Genomic DNA, 25,330 nt, shown 5'->3' on the forward strand with positions numbered 1-25,330 from the left:
CCTTTTTCACCTTTGGTTTTATAAATGCTTTTCTTGATAATCCTTGGGACATCTACTCGTCTATAAGCCGATATCCTACCCCCACCTCCGTCATGATGTACCGAGGCTTAGCCGGGTTCTTCTCGATTTTGCGCCGCAATGCCGCCATCAAGGTCCGCAGCGCCTGGGTGTCACTGCAATAATCCACCCCCCAGACCTGTTTTAAAATATAACCTGTAGTTAATACCTTACCAATGTGTTTAAAAAACAATGCCAACAAGTTGTATTCCATAGGGGTTACATGAATCTGCTCTCCTGACAATTCTACCAGCCTCTTATCCAAATCAATCTTCAACTCTCCCACCTGAAAAGCCGTCTCTTCTTTTTCCCTGCTCCATTTGCTCATATGGCGAAGCGCCACCCGAATTCGAGCCAGCAGTTCTGCAGAAGAAAAGGGTTTGGTCAGGTAATCGTCAGCTCCCAAATCTAAGGTGGATACTTTTTCCCGATCTTGATCTCTGGCCGACAGGACCAGAATAGGTATGTCGGAGTTTTTCCGAACCTGTTGAATAATCTGGCTGCCATCCATATCCGGCAGGCCTAAATCTAGAAGGAGCAGATCAAACTGCTGAGACTCCAGCAGACTGAAGGCTTCTTTACCACTTCCTGCCAGTACGGGCTGAATGCCTTCTCCCTTTAAAGTATAGGCAATAAAATTTCGAATCTGCACATCATCCTCGACGATTAGAATGCAAGTGTCTTGACTGTTCATCCTTCTTCACCTCCATCGGCAGTGTAAAAATAAATTCGGCCCCCTTGCCATCGGAGCTGTTTCCAGCCTCCATACGTCCTCCGTGAGCTTTAACGATAGCCTCACAAATGGTTAGCCCCAGGCCAGTACCCCGATGTGCATCCGCCAGCTTTCCTCTGGAGGTGAAAAAAGGCTTGAACAATAGGGGTAATTCTTCGCTTTTAATGCCCTCTCCCTGATCTCGAACGGTAAAAATCACCTCTTGCCTCTTCGGGTCTGCTGTTACCGATACGCAGATTTCACCCTCCTTAGGGGTGTGCTTCACGGCATTATCCAGGAGGTTCATCAGCACCTGCTGGATAAGCTTTCCATCCATCGGAATAAGCAACAGCTCTGGAGGCACTTCCACCTTAATCTCATATTCGGGAAAGCGTCGGCCGATATGGGATACCGCCCCGCCTACAATTTCTTCCACAGCTTCCTGCTCCTTGTCGATGAGCAGCTGGCCATCCTCAAGCTTAGTCAAGCTGAGAATATTTTCCATCATACCGTGAAGCCAGTCCGCTTCATTGTATATCCCTTTTATCATCTGGTATTTTTCATCAGATGGCTGAATCAGATCCAACAGCATTTCCGATGTGCCAATGATGCCTGATAATGGTGTCCGCAAGTCATGAGAAACAGACCGCAGCAAATTGGTCCGATACCGTTCCTGAATGATTTCTGCATCAGCTGCCATTTGCTTTTGTGAAGCCTGCCACCGATCCATAGCCAAAGCGATGCTTTCAATCATCACCTGCAGAAGATTCTTTTGTTCCTCGTCCATAGTTCGACCCTTGGTAGCTGGAATGCGAATCATCCCTAAAGGCTCTTCATTGCCATAAATAGGCCAATCCCAAAATTTTTTACCTTGATCCCAAGCAGCCTCCAGGTTTTCCATCCGTATCCGGAGTTTTTTATATTGATCTGACCGATAGAAACACAGGCATTCCGCCTCACAATCAAAGCTCAGACTCACCGCGCTGGCAGCAATCTGTGCCATATCACCGATGTCGCTGGCCCCAGTTAAACGGGTATTAAGGCTGTAAAGAGCCATTGCCTCCGCTTCCTTCTTTCTGGCCTCCCTGGTGCTGTCCTTCATTTTAAAGGTCAGGGACCGGGTTATCAGCGCCGTAGTAATCATGATGACAAAAGTCATCCCATAACTGAGGTTGTTTTCAGACACAGAAAAAAAAGGCTCTGTAAAGAAATAATGAAAAATAAAGGTCGCCGCGATAGAGGCGGCGATACCCGTTATATATTCCGATGCTGCCCAGGTGGTCAACAGCACAGCCAACAAGTAAACCAGTACGATATTGGTCTCTGACAAGCCCATGTACTGCAATCCGTAACTGATGACTGAAGCCCCGCCAATCATGGCAGCAATCAACAGCACTCGGCAGATAAAAAGATATTTCCACGTCCTGGTTTCTTTCATGTCTTCTCCTTAAAACTCAATGGAATTCATCCATTAAGAGGTTGAATTCATTCTTGTTAAACTCCAAAATGCCTTCTTCCCGCAGCTTGCTCAGCTCGTTGGACAGGGCACTTCGGTCTACACAGAGGTAGTCTGCCAGCTCCTGTCGGTTGAAAGGAATCTTAAAACTTCGCCTTTCCTGCTGCTGGGTCTGCTCAAACAGATAGGACAGGACTTTGTCCCGGGTGCTCCGCTTGGACATATGTTCAATCTTATTGTTGAGCATAATATTCTTTCTGGCCAATATGCCCAGCATGTTTTCCAGCAGCCGGTGATGAAAAAGACAGGCATTGCTGCACGTATTGATGATGCGATTATAGTCAATAAACATGATCGTGCAGTTAACGCTGGCCATGACAGTGACTGGCAGCTTTTCGGTGGAAGCACAGGAAAAAGCTTCGCCAAAGATTTGTCCAGTAGCGATATGTGCAATGATGGTACGATTGCCCATAATGTCTTCCTTGACAATGTGCACACTGCCTTCCACTACAATACCTACTCGATCGATTCGATCCCCCGCCATGAGAATAATCTCATTCTTGCTGAAATCCCGTACCTTGACCATCAGACAGTCCAGCATGATCGGCAGTTCTTCCTCCGTCATGTTGGCGAACAAGGGGTTATGCTTTAAAATATTTAAATATTTTTTCATTTTTCACCTCTTTGTTGTAAAAACAACAGATTCTCTGGTTGTAGTATAGTAGTATAAGCACATAAAGTCAATGACAATTCACCAAATCACAATATAGGATGATTTTTTAGAAATATGGAGGATATAAAGATGATTAGAAAGATTATAAAGATTAATGAAGAAAAATGTAACGGATGTGGACTGTGTGCAGAAGCCTGTCATGAAGGAGCCATTGCCATGGTTGACGGCAAGGCCAAATTAATTCGTGATGACTACTGTGACGGCCTGGGAGACTGCCTGCCAGTCTGCCCTACAGATGCCATCGCCTTTGAAGAGCGGGAAGCGGCAGCTTACGACGAAGCCGCTGTACTGGCCAAGAAAGATGACAAACAACCAGATTTGCCTTGCGGCTGTCCAGGTACCCACTCCAAGGCCTTCCACCGAACCCAGCCTGCTGCCCAGGCAGCCCCTGCGCCTACCCCAGCAGCAACCATGGAATCTCAGCTTTCCCAGTGGCCGGTTCAGATTAAGCTGGTGCCAATCAATGCTCCTTACTTTGACGGGGCCAACCTGCTGATTGCGGCAGACTGCACCGCCTTCGCCTATGGCAACTTCCACCAGGAGTTTATCCGCAACCACGTGACCCTCATCGGATGCCCAAAACTAGATGCCGGAGAGTACAGCGAAAAGCTGACCGAAATCATCAAGAACAACAACATCAAAAGCGTCAAAGTGGTGCGCATGGAAGTACCTTGCTGCGGCGGTATTGAGAACGCTGTCAAGCAAGCTCTGATGAACAGCGGTAAAATGATTCCATGGCAGGTGGTAACCATCTCTACAGACGGGCGTATACTGATATAACGAGGTGTATGCCATGACGTCATGCCAGGTCACAGTATTCATTACTGCTGTCGCCAACATCATTGCAGAAGACAAATCGGCAGATGAACTTGGCCTTCTGGCCGCTATGTTGACCCAACTGGGAGATACCCTGGCCACCATAGCGGTCATCAAGGAGGCCTCCGAGTCTCCGCCAGATTCAGAGGCTGATCTAGCCTGTTAAAAGACCGTCAGCCACAAGCCGACGGTCTTTTTAGTTCTTATAACTCGATCTGCCTGGTCGCAATCTTCTCACAGAAGACCGAATCGTGTTCCACAAAAAGCAGCGTGGGTGCATAGGACAAGAGTAGTTCTTCAATCTGCATGCGAGAAATCACATCCACATAGTTCAGCGGTTCATCCCAGATATACAGGTGTGCCTGCTCACAAAGGCTCTTTGCCATCAGAACTTTCTTCTTCTGGCCCCCGCTGTAATCCGCCATATCCTTTTCAAACTGCACCCTGGAAAAGTCCAACTTCCGTAGGATTGTCTTAAAGAGACTCTCGTCAATTTGACTTTCCCTCGCATAGTCTGTCAAACTTCCTCGTAGAAAAGAGCTGTCCTGGGGCACATACGAGACTTTCAACTGACTTTCCCGCCGAAAATTTCCTTTAAAACAAAGTGGCTCTCCACAGATCAGCTTGAAAAGACTGGACTTTCCTGAACCATTTTTACCCTTGAGTGAAATTCGCTCTCCCTGCTGCAGACTAAAGCGGACTTGCTGGCAGGCCGTCCTGCCTTCATAAAAGATTGAGACGTTCTCCAGCTCCAACAATTTACTGGTGTGAAAGGTCAAGGGGTGAATCTTCAAGCTGTCCGAACTATCGATATTCTTTAGCAGTCTGGACTTTTCTTCGATAGCTGCCTCTCGTCGATTCGCCACTGCCGTAGCGTGCTTCATCATCTTAGCCGCCTTATGCCCAACATAACCCTTATCCACCTTCAAGCCGGAATTTTTTGTATCTACTTTGGTCTTTTCTACCTGGTCAGACCAATCTGCCATTCGTCTGGCAGATGCCCCTAGCTGCTTGATATCTTTTTGCAGTTTTTCATGCCGGGCCAATTCAAAGTTGTCTCTCCGGTCTTTATTTTCCCACCAAGAAGAAAAATTGCCTTTGCACACCTGAATATCAGATTTGTTGAAGGACAAAATATGATCCACGCAGTTATCCAACAAAAATCGGTCGTGAGAGACCAGTATAAAGCCTTTTTTCTTATTCAGATAATTACAGACCAGTTCCCGGGCTTCCCTGTCCAAGTGATTCGTGGGCTCATCAATCAGCAGAAAATGACCGCTTTTTAAAAACAGGGCCGCCAGCAGAACCTTAGTCCGCTCCCCGTGGCTAAGCGTACCGAAGGAACGCCACAGCACCTCATCGTCCACCTGTAAAAGAGACAGTTCCCGTACCAGCTCCCACTGTTGATACGGGCCACAAACTTCGTCGATGACCTCCATTGTTATGAGCTGCTCATCCGCCACTTCATAAGGAAAATAGTCAAATTCCACGTTGGCGGAAATTTTGCCGCTATAATCGTACTGTCCCAGCAACAGCTTGAGAAAAGTCGTCTTTCCTTTGCCATTTCTTCCAATGAAACCCAACTTCCAGTCCGTGTCAAGTTGAAAGCTGGCCTGCTGAATAATATTATCGTAGCTGCCATCGTAGGCAAAAGTTAAATTAGAAATGTTTATTAAAGACATCCGTTACCCTCCCGTATTCATAGATATAAAAAATTTCTTCGCCTCAGGGCGAAAAAAAGCTGCAAGAAAGTTCATCCTTGCAGCTCATTAAATATCGCGAAACGACTCCCTGCTTACATCCAGGGAAGAGTAACCCGTCCTATATGAGAATGAAATGGAAAACACGAATAACTTTCTTGCAGAAGCACAACAAAACAGGCGGTATGACACAAGTCATATTCAAAGGTTTATTATGCTTAATAAAATTAGCAAGAAAAATTACGCATCTTTTCAACTCCTATCTTTTTTAATTCTCCACCAGCTTACCACACTATAGGTTGCAAAGCAAGCCTATTTCATGGATTCGATCAGGCTGTCGACCAGAGCGTCCAAATCAGGCAGCTGGTCTGTGGATAAAGCGGAATTCAACGTGACTTTCTCCTCCAGCACCCCAATCTTTTTCATATTTGACTCCAGAAATTCCTGCATCAAGGTACCGGATTTGCACGCCCAGGAGCCATTTTCCAGAATGGCTGCCGTCCGATTTTGCACATTCAAGGCCTTCATATCCATGAGATAATTGTGCATCGGCGGAAATATACCCAGGTTGTAAGTCACCGAGGCCAGCACGAGATGGCTTAGGCGGAAAGTTTCTGAAATCAAGTAAGACACGTGGGTCTTGGATACATCATACATAGATACATTGGTTATCCCTTTTTCCACCAGCTTAGTTGCCAGAAGCTCTGCTGTGCTTTCCGTATTGCCGTACATGGAGCCGTAAACAATCAACACGCCTTTTTCCTCTGGCTCATACCGACTCCACTTGTCGTATTTATCGATGAAATATCCTAAATCACTGCGCCAAACAGGGCCATGAAGGGGGCAAATCATTTTGATATCCAGGCCGGAAGCCTTTTTGAGCAGGGCTTGCACGTGAGGCCCGTATTTGCCCACAATGTTAGTGTAATACCGCCGAGCATCATCAATCCAGTCCCGATCAAAATTCACTTCATCATTGAACAATTTGCCATCTAATGCGCCAAAGGAACCAAAAGCATCCGCCGCAAACAACACGCCATTTGTCGTATCAAAGGTGACCATAGCTTCCGGCCAGTGAACCATCGGTGCAGCTGCAAAAGTCACCGTATGCTTCCCGAAGCTTCTGGTATCGCCTTCCTTTACCTCGTCGATTCGCCCATCAATGGAAAAGCCGAACTGCCGCATCATCATAAAAGCTTTTTCGTTACTGATGATTTTGACTTTTGGGTAGCGAATCAGAATTTCCTCCAGGGAAGCTCCGTGATCTGGCTCCAGATGATTGATGACAACATAGTCCAAGGTTCTTCCAGCCAGCACGTGCTCTACATTCTCTAAAAACTGACGGCAAACAGCCCAATCCACCGTATCGAACAACACGGTCTGCTTATCTAAAAGCAAATAAGAATTGTAGGACACCCCTCTAGGAATCGGATGAATATTTTCAAAAAGGGCCAACCGATGCTCATTGGCGCCCACCCAGTACAGATTATCCGTTACATTTCTAACACAATACATTTCTTTCCTCCTTACTCAAGCATATTTTCTATGAAAAATAGTATATTAGACTTCTATAAAATTGGTCTTTTCTTCTCCGCAATCTGGACATGTCCATTCCTCCGGTAATTCCTTAAAGGCAGTACCCGGTCGAATATCGTTTTCTTCATCGCCCACAGCCTGATTGTACTCATAGCCGCAGCCGCTGCACACGTAGGTCTTCCAGCCCGGATCGGTCTTCTTCGGTATCGCTCGCTTCATCTTCTTCATAGGAGGTGCCGGCGTTTTCGCTTCTCCGTTGTCCAGGGCAGCCGTCAACAACGGCAGGATTTCCATAACATCGCCGACGATGCCATAATCACAATTCTTGAAAATCGGTGCATTGGCATTGTTATTAATAGCTACAATCGTGGTAGCTTCCTTGATGCCTTTCAGGTGCTGCCCCGCCCCTGATATGCCGCAGGCAATGTACAAGTTGCCCTTGAACTTCTGGCCAGACATGCCCACATAACGGTTCAGCGGCAGGTATTTCAAAGTTTCTGCTACCGGACGAGAGGACCCAACAGCAGCTCCGGCCTGTAGGGCTAACGCCCGAATCAGTTCCATATTTTTCTTCTCCCCAATGCCCTTGCCGGCACTGACTACTCGTTCTGCTTGCGAAATCGGGGTATCTAGGTCGATGCCTACCGTAAAGTCATAGCCATCGCCCTTTAACGCTTCTACTAAGGAGTCCACCCGTTCCGCCGCCGTTCCCTCTTTGAGAATCATCTTCTTGCGGACACCAGTCAGGGCACCTTTTTTAGCAGCAGGCCGAACTTCTTCCTTCGCGATCTTGCCGATGATGTGGGAGGCAATAACTACCCGCTGAATTTCATTGGTGCCTTCATAAATGGTGCAAATCTTGGCATCTCGGTAGGCCCGCTCTACTTCCATCCCTTTCAGATAGCCGTTACCGCCAAAAATCTGCAAAGCATCGTTGACGATTTCCAAACAGCAGTCGGAGGCGTACTGCTTGGCCATGGCCGATTCCAGACCATAAGGCTCGTGGTGCTCTTTCAAATCTGCCGCACTGTAAATCAGCAGTCGAGAGGTGTGAAGCTTGGTGGCCATATCTGCCAGCTTGAAAGAAATGATCTGCTGCTGACAAATGGGTTTGCCAAACTGTACCCGCTCCTTGGAATATTCCAGAGCATTCTCAAAAGCCCCTTGCGCGATACCCAAAGCTTGAGAGGCGATACCAATACGTCCTCCATCCAAAGTGGACATAGCAATCTTAAAGCCTTGGCCTTCCTCCCCCAACAAGTTTTCTTTCGGCACCTTCACATCATTAAAGATCAGCTCTGCCGTCACCGAAGAACGAATACCCATCTTGTCATAATGGTCGCCGAAGGTAAAACCTTCCCAGCCCTTCTCTACAATAAAGGCACTGATTCCTCTGGTACCAATGTCCGGCGTGGTAACGGCAAAGATTACATAGGTGTCAGCCTTACCGGCGTTGGTGATGAAAATCTTCCCCCCATTTAATATGTAATGGTCTCCTTCCAGCACTGCCGTCGTTTCCGTACCGCCTGCATCACTGCCGGCGTTGGGTTCGGTCAATCCAAAAGCACCGATTTTTTCCCCTTTAGCTAACGGCACCAGATATTTCTGTTTCTGTTCTTCGGTCCCATAGGCAAAGATCGGCCAGGCCCCTAAGGACACATGAGCCGAAAGGATAACACCGGTACCGCCGTCTACCCGAGCCAGCTCCTCTACGGCTATAGCATAGCTGATGATGTCCAGGCCCATGCCGCCGTATTCCTTCGGATAAGGAATCCCTAAGACCCCCATCTGTCCCAACTGTTTGATGATATCATCTGGAAACTGATTTTCCTGATCCAGCATAAAGGTCTGAGGCTTTAGCTCCGTCTCCGCAAATTCTCTAATTCTGGCCCGCAGGGCTTCATGCTCCTCTGTGGTTTTAAACAACATATTCCATCCTCCCTTTTACAAACGTACAGCGCATCATCTCTCCTGCGCCGTTCTCTAACAGCTTTTTTCTTTAAACAGCATGTCATAGATGCTGTAGGTCTTTAACTGTTGATCTAAAGAATTCTGTATAACCTGCAAGTTTTGATGTATCTGGCATCTGGAGCCAAATTTCTGCTGCCACTGGCACTGAAAATTAGCTTCCATGCAGCTGCTTATAGCTCTTTGTCCCTCTGTAATAGAAATCAAATCATATAGGGATAACATTTTGAGGTCAGCAGTCAGCTGACAGCCGCCCTCCACTCCTCTGAGTATGCGGATAACCCCAGCCTTATTCAGCTTTTTTAAAATCTTATAGGTAAAATGCTGAGGCAGCGCTTCCTGCTCACATATGGCAGCCGAGTTCAACAGCTTTCCATCCGCTAGAGCCCTCAAAATACGCAGGGCGTAATCGGTTTCTCTGGTAATCAGCAGCGTCCTTCCCTCCTTTTCATCATCTTTTATACCTCTTATGATAGTATTCTGGACTATTATTGTCAAGATTAAATTTACAAAATTTTCTTTAATACAACTAAAAAACACCCTGCCATCATTGATTTCTCAAAGATATCAGGGTGCTTTGCCTTAGTGCTTCATGGATTCCAAATATTCCTGCATCCTTCGAGCCTGCATGCCCTCGGATAAGGAATAGTCTCGAAAAAAGCTTTTTAAGTCATCTCCTTCTAATTTTGAAGAGTATGTCTTAAAATCTCGTACCCGTTCCTGGGTATCCAGCAACGCCTTTTTCAGATAATCTTCCGTTTGCATTCCCATATAATCACCTCCACGGCCTTTAGTATAAGCAAATTTCAGGCAATCATACCTATAGAAAAAGGAACCGTCTTGTGAACGGTTCCTTTCTATGTCGTCGTCTTATGTGCTTTTAGTTGAGAGATTAATTACTCTGCTTTTGCATAGTCCTTAGACATGTCAGCTTCTGCTGGGTTTACCTTCTTAGTCTTCTTTACGATCTTGTAACCAAGATACAGTGCTAAGAACAGTGGAATACCGATGTATGCTACAAGGATTCCTAACCAGTCGATAGTCTCACCGGAAAATGCGGACATACCCTGTCCAGCAATAACAACTAGACAAAGTAACATAGCCAGAATAGGTCCAAGCGGATACCACTTAGCCTTAAACTTCAGCTCATCCAAGCTGTGGCCCTGAGCCAAAAATGCCTTTCTGAAGTTGTAGTGAGAGATAGCAATACCCAGCCAAGCGATGAAGCCAGCCAGACCAGAAGCATTTACTAACCAGATGTAAACTGTTCCGCTTCCTGCCATAGAAGTCAAGAAACAGAGTGCAGCAATAGCTGTAGTCAAAAGCAGTGCCGGGATTGGAACTCCAGCCTTGTTAACGCTCTTGAAGATCTTCGGTGCTTTGCCTTCCACAGCCATAGCATACAGCATACGAGTGGAAGCGTACATACCAGAGTTACCGCAAGACAGAACGGATGTTAAGATAACAGCGTTCATGATGGAAGCGGCAGCAGCGATACCAGCTCTTTCAAAGATCAGTGTGAACGGGCTGATTGCGATATCTGTTACTTCACCAGAAGCGTGTAACAGGTTCGGGTCATTGTACGGCAGTACAAAACCTACGATGATAATCGCACCGATGTAGAAAATCAGAATACGCCAGAATACAGTCTTGATAGCCTTTGGCACGTTCTCCTCTGGGTTTTCTGTTTCACCAGCAGCAACACCTACCAACTCTGTTCCCTGGAAAGAGAATCCAGCAATCATGAAGATGTTGATGATAGCCATAATACCACCTGCAAACGGAGCGTCTCCAACGGTCCAGTTGCTGAATCCAGTGGAATGTCCGCCGATGATACCAACGATCATCAAAAGACCAACGATTAAGAATATAATGATGGTAACTACCTTAATTCCTGCAAACCAGAACTCGCTCTCCCCATACATTTTAGCTGAGACAAAGTTTAAGCCAAACAGAAGGGCTAAGAATAGTCCACTCCAAATAACAGACGGTGTATCTGGGAACCAGAACTTCATTACTAAAGCACCAGCAACCAGCTCAGCTGCTACAGTGATAGCCCAGTTGTACCAATAGTTCCAGCCTAATGCAAAACCAAAGGCAGGATCTACGAATTTTGTTGCGTAAGTTTCAAATGCGCCGGAAACAGGCATGAACGTAGCCATTTCCCCTAAACTAGTCATTAAAAAATAAACCATAATACCGATTACACCATAGGCCAGCAGTGCTCCGCCCGGTCCAGCTTCACTCAACGATCCGCCAAGAGCTACGAACAGACCTGTACCGATGGCTCCACCGATAGCGATCATGTTCATGTGTCTTGCTTTTAAAGATCGTTTTAAACCTTCTTCTTGTTTTTCACTCATTTTAAGGTCTCCTTATTTGCTACAAAAAATATTCCTCTAAATAATAAAAATCTAACAACTGCCCTCCTTCTCCTAAACTTTGAAAAATACAGATATATTATAACATATTTTAATTAAAATGGTGCTCTGATATCTATTTTTGTAAAAATTACAAATTTTTAAACAGCTCCTGTCTAAATGTACAAGTTCTTGATTTTTTTGCGGTAAACAGTTCACTTTTCTGCGGTTTAAGCATACTATAAACTACCAGAGAAGGAGGTGCTGTCATATGTGTCATCCTTGTTGCTGGATCGCCCTATTTGCTCTTTTCAGAGACTGCGACCGAAATAGACGAAGTCGATCTTGCTGCTGTAGGCGTTGGTAAATAAATACAAAGCCTGTCGATGTTCCTGTCCCCTGTAAAAACTTTCATCAGGGAACGCTGGATCCTCGACAGGCTTTTTAGCTATTCCTTCATTTCACTAAATACCAAAAGACCTTCCATAAACTTATCTACATTGGTTTTGCCCCCATCAGACCGCTTCCCCCGGATACAGTCCATTTCCGCTCGAATACTCTCAAAGTCGAAGACCACGTGATGATAATTCTGAAAAATCTCGTTGTAATAATCCTCTACACCCATGGCCGCAATGTTCCGCAGGCCTTTTTTCACGGCCCGCCGAATGCGCTGCTTGACCATTTTGGAGTCTTCCCCCTTCTTCCGACAGTACTGAGCCGTTCCTTCCTTAACGGTAAGGCCCAAACCGGACAAGCATTCCTGACAGATGGCCAGAATGTCCCCGGTACCGTTTTCACCCAGCATACCTAAAACCCCCAGCAGATACCGAACTGCTTTTAAACGCCGCTCTTTCTCCGACTGAACCGTTACGCCCTCCTGCTGTATGGCTGCCTTTTCTGAAATCATCTCCCGGATGCCTCCCAAGGTGCTTTCCAGCTCCACCTTTTCATTGACATTTCGCAGGACGCTGACCACTTCGATTAAATTAATCGGCTTGCGGATAAAAAACTGAATGCCCTCCTGATAGGCCGCCGTCACCATGTCCTTGTCGGAAACCTGAGAAATCATGATAAAGTAAATCCCCGGTTTCATCTGACGAACTTGACGCACCAGCGAAAGACCATCCTGCCGCGGCATGAGATAGTCTACCAAGACAATATCCGGTTCCTCCACCAGGATATCTTTTACCGCCTCTTCGGCATCCGTAGATATGCCAACCACCTCGCCCAGCCCTTGTTCCTCCACGATGTGGTTTAAAATCTTCACTACACTTAAAGAATCATCTACAATGTAATATTTCATTTACTCCTCCTGAAACTTGGCCGCTGGAATCCACACTTCAAACTTAGTGAAGCTTCCTTCCCTGGATTCCACGGCAATGCGGCCATCAAACTGAACTTCCACCAAATCCTTTACCAAAGCAAGTCCCAACCCCCGGTTGATGTCCCCGGTGGTTTCATCAAATTTGGTGGAATACCCCGTGACGAAGATGATCTCCAAGTCTTCTTCTTTGATGCCAGACCCATTATCCGTAATTCGGAATACATAGGACTGTCCGTCTATTTTCAACAGCTCTAAGGTAATCAGCCCTTCCTTTTCATACGGGATGGCGTCAATGCTGTTAATTACCAAGTTTCTCAAGATAGACATGAGATAATAATGCTCGTTGACGGTGAAATTGCTATACACCTTCACTTTAAACTGAATTGCTTTATTTTCATGCCGGATGAGGTCCTCCATATCGGTGGACAAAATACTTACGAGGTCTTTGATATTTAAGCTGTTAATCTTGATGTCTGTGAGAAAATTATCCCGAAGCCCCTTTATCACCCGGATATAGCCTTTTTTGATCTCGTGAACATCCGTAGCAATATCAAGGGCCAACGTGCGGAATTCCTGAGGAAACACATCATCATCCATCTGCTGGTACAGCTGATAGGCCTTCTTCATCACATCCTCAATCTCAAAGATACCTTTTTTCATGAAATACACTTCACTATCAAAGACAGAAGCCATGACCATTAATTTTTTATAACGAAGCTCATGCTCCTCTTTTTTCAATAAGGACTTATATTGATCCATGGCCAGACAAACAGCAAGCGTCATAGTAGCCCGAACCATAGCAATGGTCAGCAGGGTGCCCAGTATAGTCAAATTCATATAAGTGAGACCATACATCACAGACAGCTCCGCGGAGTTGCCCAAGGCATCCCCCAGGACGAGGGCTGTCCAAAAAGCAGTGTAGTTTTTATTCGTATTCCTATAATACAGCAAGAAGTATAAAATACCAAAAGCAAAATAGAAAATCATATCCGGCAAAGCATCTCTGGCTGCCTTACCCATATCTCCTGTGGCTGTCCACAACACCAGAAACCGGAAACAAGGAGAACAAATCCCCGTCAGAATCGCTAGCTTCAAAGGGTGCACATCTTGAAACAGATGAAGACAAATACCAAAGATGACCACAGCCAAGGCAATAATAAAGCCGTCCGAAAATACGTTGATGTACAGCTGAGAACCGATGGATACACACGCAGCTGTAATAAAAGCCTGTTTTCTCCTCTTCATACTGCCTCCTAAAAGTTTTTACTCAGAAAAACGTGGAAGAACTTTCCAGTGCTTCCACGTATATTTTATCATCTTATTCTTTCTGGTTCAAGACTCTCCTGGTTTGCCTTTTTTCTACCAGTCACCAGCCGATATCCTACATACAAAATGATTGTCAGCGGCAACCCAAAGAGGATAGCCAGCCGTTCTGTCGGATCAAAAACCATGGCTACAATGATGATACAGTAAGTAACAATCGCCAAGATTGGCGTAAGTGGATAAAATGGCGTTCGATATTTCAAGTCCTCTACCTTGTTTCCCGCCGCTATGTATCGCTTTCTAAACCGCATCTGGCAGACACAATCTACGCCGTAGACAAGGATGTCGATACTGGCCAGCAGAGAAATCAAGAACAGGTACACCGTGTGGGCCGCTACAAAGCTGGATACGATGGCAAAAGCTGCAAACATAATTGAGATAGCCAAAGCATAAACCGGAACCTTTTTCTTATTCGTCTTGGCCAGAATCTTTGGCGCCTGGTCGTGCTTGGCTAGGGACCACAGGGTTCGGGTACTAGCGTAGAGGAATCCGTTAGCTGAAGATAATGCCGAGGTCACCACAATGATGTTGATAATCAGTGTAGCCGAGTGGATGCCAGCACTTTCAAACATATAGGCAAAAGGGCTGCCAGCCAGATTAGCTTCTCTCCAAGGGATTACACAACCGATGAGAATAACGCATATTACATAGCAAGAGGTGATGCTGATCAGAAAGCCCTTAATTGCTTTCGGCATTTCTACACCGGGATCCTTGCTTTCTCCTGCTGCCGTCGCAATCAGGTCAGACCCGCCGAAGGCGAAAATAGCGGAAAGCATCGAGGCTAGGATGGCTGAAAAGCCGTTGGGGAAGGCACCCCCATCGTTGACAAAATTGGTAAAACCAATGCGCTCGCCACCTATGACTCCGGTGATAATTCCAATACCAGTAATAACAAAAAGAATAACAGCAATGATTTTGATACTGGCGAACCAGAATTCTACCTCTCCATAATGTCTGGAAGGTAAAATGTTCAGTACAATCAGTAATAGGGTGAAGAGTACCGTCCATACCAGAGAGTTCACATCAGGAAAGATGTTTTTCATGATGATTGAGGATGCCACAATCTGAGCAGTAACGGTAACTGCGCAACTAATCCACTTCATCCAGCCTGTAGTAAAGCCCATAGCCTTGCTAATCAGCTCTGTGGCATAAGCCTGCACGTTGCCAGCCACTGGCATGGCTACAGCCAATTCGCCCAGACAGGACATCATCAGCCACATAATCAGTGATGCAAAAAGATAAGCCACTACAGCGCCGCCTGGACCTGCACTGTGTATGACGTATCCGGAAGCCAGAAATATGCCGGTGCCAATGGTTGTACCCATGGCATACATTTGAAGATGTCTGCTAGAAAAATTGCGTTCCAGGCCTTTGGACTTATTCATGGCTTCTGCGACTTCACTTAATTGTTTCGTACTTGGTTCCATATTATTTCCTCCATACTTTCTTGCTCCATAGAGCATTTTTTTAATTATAGAGGGTGGCTTCAAAAATCTTCGAGGGGCTTCATTAATGCTGGATTTCTTAGGATTTTTTTAAAATAAAACAATCTCGACAGACGAACTTGCCATCGAGATTGTATTACTTTGCTCTTATTTATGATTTCACGCTTGTCCCTGTTTACCGGAGAAACCGTTTCACCAGCCATAGCTTTCCCTTGGTGAAAGGCGGATAAGCTAAGGTATTATTCAGAGAAGCTGGTTTTTTCAGCACCCCTTTCTCATGAGAAAACGTATGGAAACTCTGCTGCCCATGGTAACTGCCCATGCCCGACCGGCCTACTCCGCCGAAGGGCAGCCAGTGATTTGCCAGATGCAGAATTGTATCATTGATGCAAGCCCCGCCAGAGGAAAGCTCCTTAATCACTTTCTTTTCGACCTTCTTCCTTCTGGTGAACAGATACAAAGCCAGGGGCTTCGGTCGCTGCTGAATGCGGCTTATCGCTCCCTCCAGTTCTCCATACGCAATAACCGGCAGCACCGGTCCAAAGATCTCCTCCTCCATAACAGGATGGTCCCAGCCTGCCAGACGCAGGATGGTGGGCTCAATATACAACGTTTGCGGATTGCTGCCGCCTCCAAAAAACAGAGAATCTTTCTCCAATGCAATTAGCTTGGAAATACGCTGAAACTGTCGTCGGTCAATGATACGGCCGTAGTCCCGGCTTTTTTCTACATTCTTACCATAATATTTCCGCACTGCTTTTTTCATCTGTTCCAGCAGCTTTTCTTCTACGGACTGGTGAACCAGCACGTAATCCGGTGCCACACAGGTCTGTCCGGCATTAAGCAGCTTTCCCCAGACAATCCGCCGGGCCGCCGCCTTTAAATTAGCCGATTCATCTACGATAACAGGACTCTTGCCTCCCAGCTCCAAGGTCACCGGCACTAGATTTTCCGCAGCTGCCTGAAGCACCTTCCGTCCTACGGATTCACTGCCTGTAAAGAAGATATAGTCGAAGGCACTGTGAACCAGTGCGTCCCCTGTTTCCGGTCCCCCTTCCAGGCAAGTCACGTAGTCTGTCTCAAAAGTATCTTCTATCATTTGCCGGAGAGCGGCAGCCGTGTGGGCTGCCAATTCCGACGTCTTGAGCACGGCAGTATTGCCAGCTGCTATGGCGCCAATTAAGGGCTCCAGCAACAGCTGAACTGGATAGTTATAAGCACCTAAAATCAACACCGTGCCGTAAGGCTCCCGGACAGCATAGCTTCTGGCTGGCATCAAGAATAGGGGCGTCTGCTTTCGTTGAGGCCTGTCCCACTTTTTTAAATGGTTGATTGCATTTGACAAACTGGCATAGAGAAAGCCCACTTCAGTCATGTAGCTTTCGCTGCTGTGTTTGCCCAAATCATTCTTTAAGGCCTCACAAAGAGCCTCCTCATGCTTTTTTAATCCTTGTTTCAAGGCTTTCAGTTGCCGCAATCGGAAATCTACAGCTCTAGTTGCCTTCGTATCAAAATACCGGCGGTGACGGCTTAAAAGCCCCTTCACATCCGTTCTCGTCCATTCCCTCTCCATGCGCCTGTCCTACCTGTCTCTTAAAAATTCCTGAACATACTCTACGTCCGAAGGGGTATCGATATAGCTGGTCCCCCGCTTCTGCCGGGTCTCCCGGCCTTTTCCTGTCACCAAGACCACCGTATCCCGGTCTGCCCCAGCGATGGCCTGCCGGATAGCTTCCTTGCGGTCAGGAATGATGGCGCACTTACAATGATGTTCTTCCACGTGCTTGGCAATTTCCTGGCAGATTGTCATCAAAGGTTCTTCCCCCGCATCCTCTTCAGTGATAAAGACCTGATCGGAATAGCGCCCTGCGATATCCCCCAGTTCCCGTCTTCTGGCCAGAGCCTTTTTCCCCGGGCAGCCAAATACAATCGTAATCTTCTTATCAGGGAATTCTTTCTTCATCGAAGCAAACAGCGATTCAAAACTCATCTTGTTGTGGGCGTAATCTACAATCACATATAAATCCTTGTTCAGGTTGGTGTATACCTCCATTCGTCCGCTAACTTGGGCTTTTTTCAGTCCTGCCCGTATATTTTTCAGCGGAATGTTCAGTGCATAGCAGATAGAAATAGCTGCCAGCGCGTTGGAAACATTAAAAATCCCCGGCATGCTCAACTTGAAAGCTTCGTCAAAGCTGTCGGATCGCACCTGAAAGGATATACTATTTCCACTGGTAGAAATATTGTACCCATAAATATCGGCTTTTTCATCCAGACCGAAGGTTAAGACGCGTTTGCAGGACTGAGCTGCCACAAGCACTCGCTCTACATGATCACTATCCAGATTTATACAGGCGGTGTCGCACTGACTAAAAAGTTTCAATTTAGACTGGAAATAATCTTCAAAATCGGTGTGCTCAATGTCACTGATGTGGTCCTCTCCAATGTTGAGGAAACACCCCACCGTATACTGAATTCCTAAAGTCCGATGATATTTCAAAGCCTGACTGGATACCTCCATGGATAAATATTCGATACCAGAGTTCACTGCGTGGGCAAAGTGCCGATGCAAATCCAACGTTTCCGGCGTGGTTAGATGAGACTCCTCGCTGAGAACTCCGTCATAATTGTCGATGCCAGAGAGTACGGCGCTCTTAGGTTTTTTCATGTCTTTCAAATAATCGTCTAAAATAGAACGCATGAAATAGGTGGTAGTGGACTTGCCTTTCGTTCCTGTAATGCCGACCAAATTCAGCTTTTTCCACACCTGCCCATAGTACAAATCAGACAGATACGCCAGCGCTTTTCGCATGTCGCTCACTAAGATATAAGGGATATTCGTCTCTTCTTCCCCCAAATCGTATTTCTCTTGGCTGATATAGGCAAATGCTCCCTCTTGAAGAGCACTTTTCAAGTATTCCACCTTAAAATGAGCTCCCTTGCAGATGAATAAAGTTCCGTATTTTACATCTGTGGAATTGTAAGATAAATGCTTAACCACTCCCTCCAGCTGCTGTTCTCCTGCGTTGGTCTGCACCAGCAGATCGTGCTCTTTTAGCAAGTCCACGTATGTTTTTAAAGTCCATATGGTATCGGCCATATTCCATCCTCCGTTTTCCCGGTTTTCATTCCTTCAATGTCTTTTCGCACAGGACGATGGCTCGGTCTGCCAACACATCCATCGCGTCTATATAAAAGTCCGAAAGACCGTACATCTCTTTAAAGCAAGAAAGTTCTGCGGAGGCTAGCAACACACATTTGCAGCCTTCCTCTTTCATCTCTCTTTCCACTTTTTCAAATTCTTTCTTATTTATAGGTGCTCCGCCCTTAATACCCTTGTAGATTATGTTCATGATACGCTCTTGATTTTCTGCTGAAGGTTCCAGGACTTTTATATCTAGAGCTTTGCACTCCTCTTGGTACAACTTAGTTGCCAAAGTGCCGTCTGCCGCTAGAATCCCCATCTTAAAGTTGCTGCCATGTCGGCAATACACCGAGAGAGCCGCCTCTTTAATCATGTGGATGATAGGAATCTTCAGATGTTTTTGCAGCCTGTCCACCAACAGATGGCAGCTGTTGCTGGGGATAGCGATGTAATCCGCACCGCCCACCTCCAAGAATTTGGCATCATGAAGCAACTTGTGATATAGGTCTTCTAAATCACCGCTTTTGATGGCGGCGGTTCGGTCTGGCATACTGACGTGATTTAAAACAATCATATTCAGATGATCTTGGTCCTGGCTAGCCGCCGTCTTTTCAATAATTTTTTTGTAGAAATGCTGGGTCGCCAAAGGCCCCATTCCGCCCATAACACCCAAGACTTTTTGTCCTTTTTCTCTCATGTATCCTTTCTCCCGAGACGTTTTCCCTTTTATACACACCGGCTGTTAAAAAGCTGGTTTTCAGCAGATTTTAAAGAAATAGCACCATTATTTTCCCAGATATTTTTTAAACTTCACGTAATGTCCCAGCTGAGATTTCAGCAGCTTCAGCCGACGAATCAACCCGCTATCTTCTTTATAAAACAGTGGATTCACCCATTTACCAGCTGCAAAAAGTTCCCGCATCTCCTGCTTATAAACTTCCGGCTTAATGTATGTGAAGGCCACGCCTTTAGGCACTACCAGCCATAGGTGGCGGTTGCGCACAAAATGTTCTGTCAACGGCTTGTCTTCCACATAGTCTTCTACCAGACACCTGGCCACATTAGCGCCCGCTCCTGTCACATAGAAATTGCTCCGGCCCTGTCGGGTGTTAATTTCAAAGACCTTGTACTTGCCGTCTCTGGTATCGTACTTAATGTCAAAATTGGAAAAGCCAATATAGCCCATGCTCTCTAACAGCTGTTTAAATTGAGCTTCTACCTGCTCGTTGTGCTCTGTTATGATGACCGCATGATTGCCGATGCCGTGAGGCGTATGTTCCTCCAAGAGCACATGACCCAGACACATCATCTTCACCTGTCCCTGCTTGTCCGAATAATTAGTCAGAACCCGCATGAACGTATCATCTCCCGGAATGAAATCCTGAATAATAATGGAGTCTTCATAACCTGCCCCGTAAATATCCGACAAGATGCTCTCCAGCTCTTCTCTGGAATCCGCCTTGTACACCTTTTTCTGGGTAGCAAAAGGATGACGCCAATATTCAATGCCGTTGGCAGGCTTGACGATAAAAGGACCTTCAAAAGGCATCTCAAAGTCGGCTCCCATATCCTTTTTATGCACAAAGGTAGCAGGATAATCCACCCCCGCCTTCTCACACATAGCATAAAACTTTTCCTTGTGAATTAAATCGTCCATCATCTGGATAGGAATATAGGGGGCAATGACATTGGCTGGCAGCTTGTCCTTGTTGGCACTAATCAGCTGTACGTAACTATCCCCGCAGCCGATTAGAAGGATTTTCTCCTGAGCGTGACGTTGGGCAAAGTCCAACACTAAGGACAGGAAGGTATCCTGCTGATCAGCTTTAGGTTCTGGATGATAATTCATGATCTTACTCTTGTAGCAGGGCCCTGTAGGATATTTCCCATACACAAAGGGTTTAACTCCGTAGGCCTCGTGAAAGGCCCTGGCTACACTGTATACATTAATATCCCCTGCAAAAAGCAACGGAATAAAGTTCTTTTTCATCTTCTGTTCTCCTCGGCAGTTTTCGTTTATATAAAAAAGCTTCTGCGAAGCGCTTTCAGCTCGCCTGCGCTCGCATTTAAGATTGTAGCTTTTTATGAAACTCCGTCAATATCCTACACGATATTTCCTACGTCATAAAAAAAGCTTCTTACTTTTAATTATACCTCTGGCTCGCTAATTTTAGCAATAATTTCATGGCGTAATTCATCTATTTTTTTGAAATCCATGTTTGGTATATAAAAGCTCTCTAAATAATCATGTTCCTGTTTCGCCAGTTTTAAACAGCCGATACCATCCTCAAGCAGCTTATCCATACTGTTACTGCTGCGCTGAATAAGTGATTCCAGCTTTTCCAGTTTCCGCCGATCCAGCATATCATTCATATCAATATGAACAATCTCCGGATTATTCTTTTCCTCTTCATCCGTGGCAATTTCCCATGGTTCCAAATCATGATACTTGTTTACGCTGATAAAGGCCGTTCCAATCTCTGGCACCAGTAGATGCTCAATTTTACTGCCCGGCTTCATTGGACAGTAATACAGCTCAACATCAAAGCCACGATAGACAGCACTTTCGGAAAAAATGTTCAGCAGGCTGCCGGCACAGAGCCCCACTGGGCTGCTGATGATATATACTTTTTTATACCCCTGAATCAGGCTTTTTATGTAATTGGTCATGCCCATGGGAGTAATCGCACTGGCAAAATATTTCTTTACGGTGCCAGGGTTCAAGCAAAGTTCTTTGTGAGCCAGCTCGTTCCCCACGATAGCTGCTGTCAGCTTGTAGATTTCAGCCTGTTCCACGGCCCCCGCATACATGGATGCCACGCTGTCGTAAAGCTTTCCCGCTGCCGCTAAATAGTTGTAGGCATATTGAAACAAGCTTTTAATCCGCTCGTTGGTCTCAATGACCGCCATCTTGTTTTCTCGTATGCCCCGCTCATTCCAGTAGTCTCCCAGATGCACAATCTGATCTACTGCTCCGGGATTAATTGGATCAACCACATGGGCTGTGGTTTGTAAAGATAAAAGATTAATATCGCCACTTAATATTAATTTCTTGCTTTCCTGCTTTCTTACTCTTCTCCCCAACCGTTACAAAATCAATAAATTCATGGACAACGCTTGCACTCAGCACCTCTATGTCTTTATACTTTTTTATTTTTTCCAAGAGAAGCGTATCTTGATCTTGTTTGGAAGTGGATATACCTTTTTCACGGTCTAGCGCAATCTTTCTGTTATGTAGTGCCTCCAGTTGTCCGTCAAAACTTGATTTCATTTCCGACCATTGCTGGATGGTGATGTGGCCATTGACTCTATCCATATATAAAACTTCAATCGCTCGTTGTTTTTGAGCAATCTGCTGGCTAAGGTCGTACAACTGGCTATCCAGGCTTTTAATGGTTTTCTGTTCACCAGACATCCTCTGGCATTTTTCTCTTAGCAGCCCTTCATTCACATTTTTAAAGTAATCCTTAAGCCGGATTAATACAAGTTCCTCTAACTGATCTAGCCGTATATAATGTCCGGTACAAACTCCTGTCTTTTTATTTACCATACCACACTTTAAATACTTGTACCGTGAATTGCTTGGTGACAAGCGGATCATTGCACTATGGCAATCTGCACACTTGACTTTTCCCGCCAGTACATGGGGCTTTCCCAATCCATCTGAACGTCTTTTTTCTACTAACATTTTTTGTACCAGTTCAAAGGTTTCTTGATCAATAATTGCATCGTGGGTACCCTCCACCATAAACCAGTCCTCTTTTGGCATTGGAACACATTTTTTAGACTTGTAACTTACCTTTTTATGGACACCTTGTACCATAATTCCTAAATACATTTCATTCTTTAAGATTCTTCGTACTGTCACGGCATTCCACAGGCCAGCTTGAGCTGCCTGTGTGTCCTTTTTCCACTTAAACCCATGAAGAACTTTATACTTTGTCGGATTCGGTATGCCTTCATCATTAAAAAGCTTCGCAATCTTGTAGGTTCCATAACCGTCTAAATAAAGTTGGAATATGCGTTTTACGATAACGGCTGCCTCTGGATCAATAATCAGCTTTCCCTTCTGCTCCGGGTCCTTCATCAGCCCATATGGACCCAATCCGCCAATATAATGGCCATCCCGTCGTTTCTTGTCAAAGATAACCTTTATATTTTCGGATATATCTTCGCAATACCATTCATTTACAAGGCCGTTTATCTGCCTTGATTTTTTGTTTCCTTTATTTTCTGTGTCGGCATTATCAGCAAAGCCCACAAAACGTATTCCCCAGATAGGAAACAATGTATGTAGATACTTCTCCACCATCTCCATATCCCGTGTAAATCTGGCCTGACTCTTACACAATACAATGTTGAACTGTTTGTCTTGTGCATCAGCAATCATCGCATTCCACTCTGGTCGCTCGTTATCCAAGCCAGACCAGTCGTCGTCACTGTATAACTTATAAATCTCCCATCCGTGTTCTAAGGCATATTCCATAAGAAGATTTTTCTGATTCTGAATACTTTCTGAATCCTGATTATCCGTTGCCTTCATCCGGTCTTCATCTGACAGCCTACAATATATGGCCACTCTATTCATGTGCAACTCCCTGCTGATATTCTTTTTTTCTATGCAGTTTTAATTTCAGGGCCGCTTTCCAGCTCATCTCGTATGATGATTCCTGCCAATTTCTCAGCAATTACTTTGTCCCTATCATCTTGGTTGGACAACCCATATGTCTCATTGATAACAAACGTCATCCCGCTAATATTAATTTCCATATCTCATACCTCCTTCATTTAGATATATTCAATATTTTATCGATTATGTTTGTGTCTTTTAATTAAACAGCACACTGGTATCGGCAGACCCGCTGCCGACACGATCTACTGTTTTACTAAACTTTCTGTGTCTATCTAAAACTTCTGCTGATTTCAGCAGAAGTGTCATAAGCTTTGAAATTATAAGGGTTATAAGCCTTTTCGATACTTATCTCGGCAACCCATCCACTGTCCAGTCATCCTCATACATATTGCCATTAATGGTAAAAGTAAGCGGTAGCGATTTGCAGAACTGTACCCCGTTTACCCCTCCGCCATAGCTGTATACACTTATCGTATGCTTTATTGGCTTCTGCTTGGTGCCTTTTAGAGCCACATCCGTATATATCTGAGCATTCTTGTAGTTGGAAAGTTGATTGGCTGCCGTCACAAATTTGGAGGTTGTCCCGGTCACCGCTCCCTTAAACAGGGCGACATTCTTTGGCTGAGTATACTTACTGTCTTTTAGCTTCACAGTCCAGTTTGTCCGAACCTCTGCTGCTGACGGTGGCACTGGCTTCTTGATATTTGCTTTAGACAAGCTTTTTCCGCATGCTCCACTGTTACCGATCTGACTGGTTGCTATGCTATTGTTTACATTTACTGAAAATCCATATCCGGATTTAAAGGTGGTGCTATTCCCGTTAGGTTTAGCTGCTGTTAAGGTCCCGGATGATGAAAGCTTGCTCTGGTAAGTGTACACATGATTGCAAGTATGTCCTGGACAATATTTTGTTTTTTTACCACTGCTGCTGGTCTTGGTTTTACAACCACTGCACTTATAGCTGTGGGACTGAACCTCAGACCATTTAATCACATCGGTGCAGCTACCAGTGGTATCAGCTGGTGGTGTTACCTGTGCTACGGGGTCCGTATAGCACCCACACTGTGGAGTTCCAAAATGCGGACAAGAAGAAGCGGTGCAGTGAGTATCCGCCACCTGATCACTGAGGCGATCTTGTCCACATACATCACAGGTCTTCAGGGCTTCATATTCGATAACGGTAGGAATAAATACCAAATAATATTCATCATTTAAGTTTGCCTTTCCCTGCTCCATATTGACCATCATCTGGTACATGCTCGGGTTCGTGGCCTTCAACCCTTCTTGCCCGCCCCAAAACTTGTAGACTTCCTGTATAAAGCTCTTTTCATCCAGCTTGTAGCTTTCAATTACTTTATCTATAGTTTTGTAGCTTGGTCTAGCTTGTAAAGCATTTAGCTGCTTTAGCACCACATCATACCTAGCTACCACTTGCTTTTCATGTGAATTTAATTGCCCTCCAAAATTAATCCCCTTCATCTCGGCCAGCAGCTTGTTCTTCTCAGCCACTAAATTCTGTATAGCCGTAGAAGTTTGATTGTCCTTTACCACAAGTTGCTGGATAGTCTCCGTCCTGGTGATTCGATCCTTATACTGCTGCATGACATCATAATCTGAATACTGACCTTTTAAAAGAGCATCTACTGAAAACTGAAGGTTATTACCATTATTCGAAATAATAGTATGTGCCACTAAATTAGGTGAAATATAGTCATCATATAGGCCAAAATAAGCTTTTGCAGCTGGTTCACCGTTATTTAATGGAATGTTATTTGTAAAATATTTCTGATTCCAGATATTGATACCTTCATTATTAGCTTGTGCCAAAGACATAACCCGCTTGACCTTAATATGGGTAGGGAAATTCAAATTGGCTTTGTAGGGCTGAACTGTGTTAGAAGCAATGCCGTTTACCCATTTACCATTTACTTTAGCCACCACGTATACACCTATATCCAGATGATAGCGGACATCTCCGGTTTCTGCCCCATGAGAATAACCCTCTTCTCCCAATACTGGCAAGATTGCCAGAGAAGTAAATAGGAGGACAGCTACCAGTACATTTGCTATGTGTTTTTTCATTTTTACTATTTTCCTTTCTTTTTATCTGTATGAAAAAAGG

Annotated in this window: 22 protein-coding genes; 2 read left to right on the forward strand and 20 right to left on the reverse strand. The window is 45.3% G+C overall.

The window, feature by feature from the left end; all coding sequences use genetic code 11:
• Positions 1-52: 52 nt before the first annotated feature.
• From Ami103574_RS10535 to Ami103574_RS10545, 3 genes are read right to left on the reverse strand one after another with little or no spacing between them, the layout of a single operon-like run.
• Positions 53-751, reverse strand: a complete 699-nt coding sequence (locus tag Ami103574_RS10535; protein WP_163066975.1) for a response regulator — start codon at positions 749-751, stop codon at positions 53-55.
• Positions 711-2,207, reverse strand: a complete 1,497-nt coding sequence (locus tag Ami103574_RS10540; protein ID WP_163066976.1) for a sensor histidine kinase — start codon at positions 2,205-2,207, stop codon at positions 711-713. Before Ami103574_RS10540 ends, Ami103574_RS10535 begins: the two co-directional genes overlap by 41 nt.
• A 16-nt stretch (positions 2,208-2,223) precedes the next feature.
• A complete protein-coding gene (locus Ami103574_RS10545; RefSeq protein ID WP_163066977.1) occupies positions 2,224-2,898 on the reverse strand; it encodes a Crp/Fnr family transcriptional regulator in 675 nt (224 codons plus the stop codon).
• A gap of 129 nt (positions 2,899-3,027) precedes the next feature.
• On the opposite strand from Ami103574_RS10545, the gene Ami103574_RS10550 reads away from it, so the two are divergent.
• Together Ami103574_RS10550 and Ami103574_RS10555 are read left to right on the forward strand one after the other, a co-directional pair.
• The gene (locus Ami103574_RS10550; RefSeq protein WP_163066978.1) at positions 3,028-3,738 is read left to right on the forward strand and encodes an ATP-binding protein; all 711 of its coding nucleotides are present in this window, start codon (positions 3,028-3,030) and stop codon (positions 3,736-3,738) included.
• Between the two features lie 13 nt (positions 3,739-3,751).
• Positions 3,752-3,940 (forward strand): DUF6774 domain-containing protein, encoded by a 189-nt coding sequence (locus Ami103574_RS10555; RefSeq protein WP_163066979.1) that lies wholly within the window; start codon positions 3,752-3,754, stop codon positions 3,938-3,940.
• Between the two features lie 37 nt (positions 3,941-3,977).
• Here the strand turns inward: Ami103574_RS10555 and abc-f are convergent, their stop codons facing one another.
• The 17 genes from abc-f to Ami103574_RS10640 all read right to left on the reverse strand — a co-directional run bounded on the left by abc-f (position 3,978) and on the right by Ami103574_RS10640 (position 25,290).
• Positions 3,978-5,456, reverse strand: a complete 1,479-nt coding sequence (gene abc-f / locus Ami103574_RS10560; RefSeq protein ID WP_163066980.1) for a ribosomal protection-like ABC-F family protein — start codon at positions 5,454-5,456, stop codon at positions 3,978-3,980.
• 330 nt (positions 5,457-5,786) lie between these two features.
• The gene (locus Ami103574_RS10565) at positions 5,787-6,989 is read right to left on the reverse strand and encodes an FprA family A-type flavoprotein (protein WP_163066981.1); all 1,203 of its coding nucleotides are present in this window, start codon (positions 6,987-6,989) and stop codon (positions 5,787-5,789) included.
• Between the two features lie 45 nt (positions 6,990-7,034).
• On the reverse strand, positions 7,035-8,939 hold the full coding sequence (locus Ami103574_RS16250; protein WP_163066982.1) for an acyl-CoA dehydrogenase family protein: 1,905 nt from the start codon (positions 8,937-8,939) through the stop codon (positions 7,035-7,037).
• Positions 8,940-8,993: 54 nt separating this feature from the next.
• Complete coding sequence (locus tag Ami103574_RS10575) at positions 8,994-9,476, reverse strand: RrF2 family transcriptional regulator (RefSeq protein WP_246213128.1); 483 nt, start codon at positions 9,474-9,476, stop codon at positions 8,994-8,996.
• Positions 9,477-9,560: 84 nt separating this feature from the next.
• On the reverse strand, positions 9,561-9,749 hold the full coding sequence (locus Ami103574_RS10580) for a hypothetical protein (RefSeq protein ID WP_163066983.1): 189 nt from the start codon (positions 9,747-9,749) through the stop codon (positions 9,561-9,563).
• Between the two features lie 125 nt (positions 9,750-9,874).
• Entirely contained in the window at positions 9,875-11,341 is a 1,467-nt protein-coding gene (locus Ami103574_RS10585) for an amino acid permease (protein WP_163066984.1), read from the reverse strand.
• 445 nt (positions 11,342-11,786) lie between these two features.
• Positions 11,787-12,641 (reverse strand): DNA-binding domain-containing protein, encoded by an 855-nt coding sequence (locus Ami103574_RS10590; RefSeq protein WP_163066985.1) that lies wholly within the window; start codon positions 12,639-12,641, stop codon positions 11,787-11,789.
• Entirely contained in the window at positions 12,642-13,907 is a 1,266-nt protein-coding gene (locus Ami103574_RS10595; RefSeq protein ID WP_163066986.1) for an ATP-binding protein, read from the reverse strand.
• A gap of 68 nt (positions 13,908-13,975) precedes the next feature.
• On the reverse strand, positions 13,976-15,412 hold the full coding sequence (locus Ami103574_RS10600; RefSeq protein ID WP_163066987.1) for an amino acid permease: 1,437 nt from the start codon (positions 15,410-15,412) through the stop codon (positions 13,976-13,978).
• A 193-nt stretch (positions 15,413-15,605) separates the two neighbouring features.
• Positions 15,606-17,003 carry an aldehyde dehydrogenase gene (locus Ami103574_RS10605; RefSeq protein ID WP_163066988.1) on the reverse strand — a complete coding sequence of 466 codons (1,398 nt, stop codon included), beginning with the start codon at positions 17,001-17,003 and terminating at the stop codon, positions 15,606-15,608.
• A gap of 9 nt (positions 17,004-17,012) precedes the next feature.
• Positions 17,013-18,530: a Mur ligase family protein gene (locus tag Ami103574_RS10610; protein WP_163066989.1), complete on the reverse strand. Its 1,518-nt coding sequence runs from the start codon at positions 18,528-18,530 to the stop codon at positions 17,013-17,015.
• Between the two features lie 25 nt (positions 18,531-18,555).
• Positions 18,556-19,272, reverse strand: a complete 717-nt coding sequence (locus tag Ami103574_RS10615; protein ID WP_163066990.1) for an aspartate/glutamate racemase family protein — start codon at positions 19,270-19,272, stop codon at positions 18,556-18,558.
• An 87-nt stretch (positions 19,273-19,359) separates the two neighbouring features.
• Positions 19,360-20,565 (reverse strand): carboxylate--amine ligase, encoded by a 1,206-nt coding sequence (locus Ami103574_RS10620; protein WP_163066991.1) that lies wholly within the window; start codon positions 20,563-20,565, stop codon positions 19,360-19,362.
• A gap of 158 nt (positions 20,566-20,723) precedes the next feature.
• Entirely contained in the window at positions 20,724-21,659 is a 936-nt protein-coding gene (locus Ami103574_RS10625; RefSeq protein ID WP_163064718.1) for a hypothetical protein, read from the reverse strand.
• Positions 21,601-23,163: a recombinase family protein gene (locus Ami103574_RS10630; protein WP_163066992.1), complete on the reverse strand. Its 1,563-nt coding sequence runs from the start codon at positions 23,161-23,163 to the stop codon at positions 21,601-21,603. The genes Ami103574_RS10625 and Ami103574_RS10630 overlap by 59 nt, the downstream gene beginning before the upstream one ends.
• A 29-nt stretch (positions 23,164-23,192) precedes the next feature.
• Positions 23,193-23,345: a hypothetical protein gene (locus tag Ami103574_RS10635; protein ID WP_163066993.1), complete on the reverse strand. Its 153-nt coding sequence runs from the start codon at positions 23,343-23,345 to the stop codon at positions 23,193-23,195.
• 208 nt (positions 23,346-23,553) lie between these two features.
• The gene (locus Ami103574_RS10640) at positions 23,554-25,290 is read right to left on the reverse strand and encodes a hypothetical protein (protein WP_163066994.1); all 1,737 of its coding nucleotides are present in this window, start codon (positions 25,288-25,290) and stop codon (positions 23,554-23,556) included.
• Positions 25,291-25,330 lie beyond the last annotated feature (40 nt).

The sequence above is a fragment of the Aminipila butyrica genome, assembly GCF_010669305.1.
Lineage (GTDB): Bacteria > Bacillota > Clostridia > Peptostreptococcales > Anaerovoracaceae > Aminipila > Aminipila butyrica.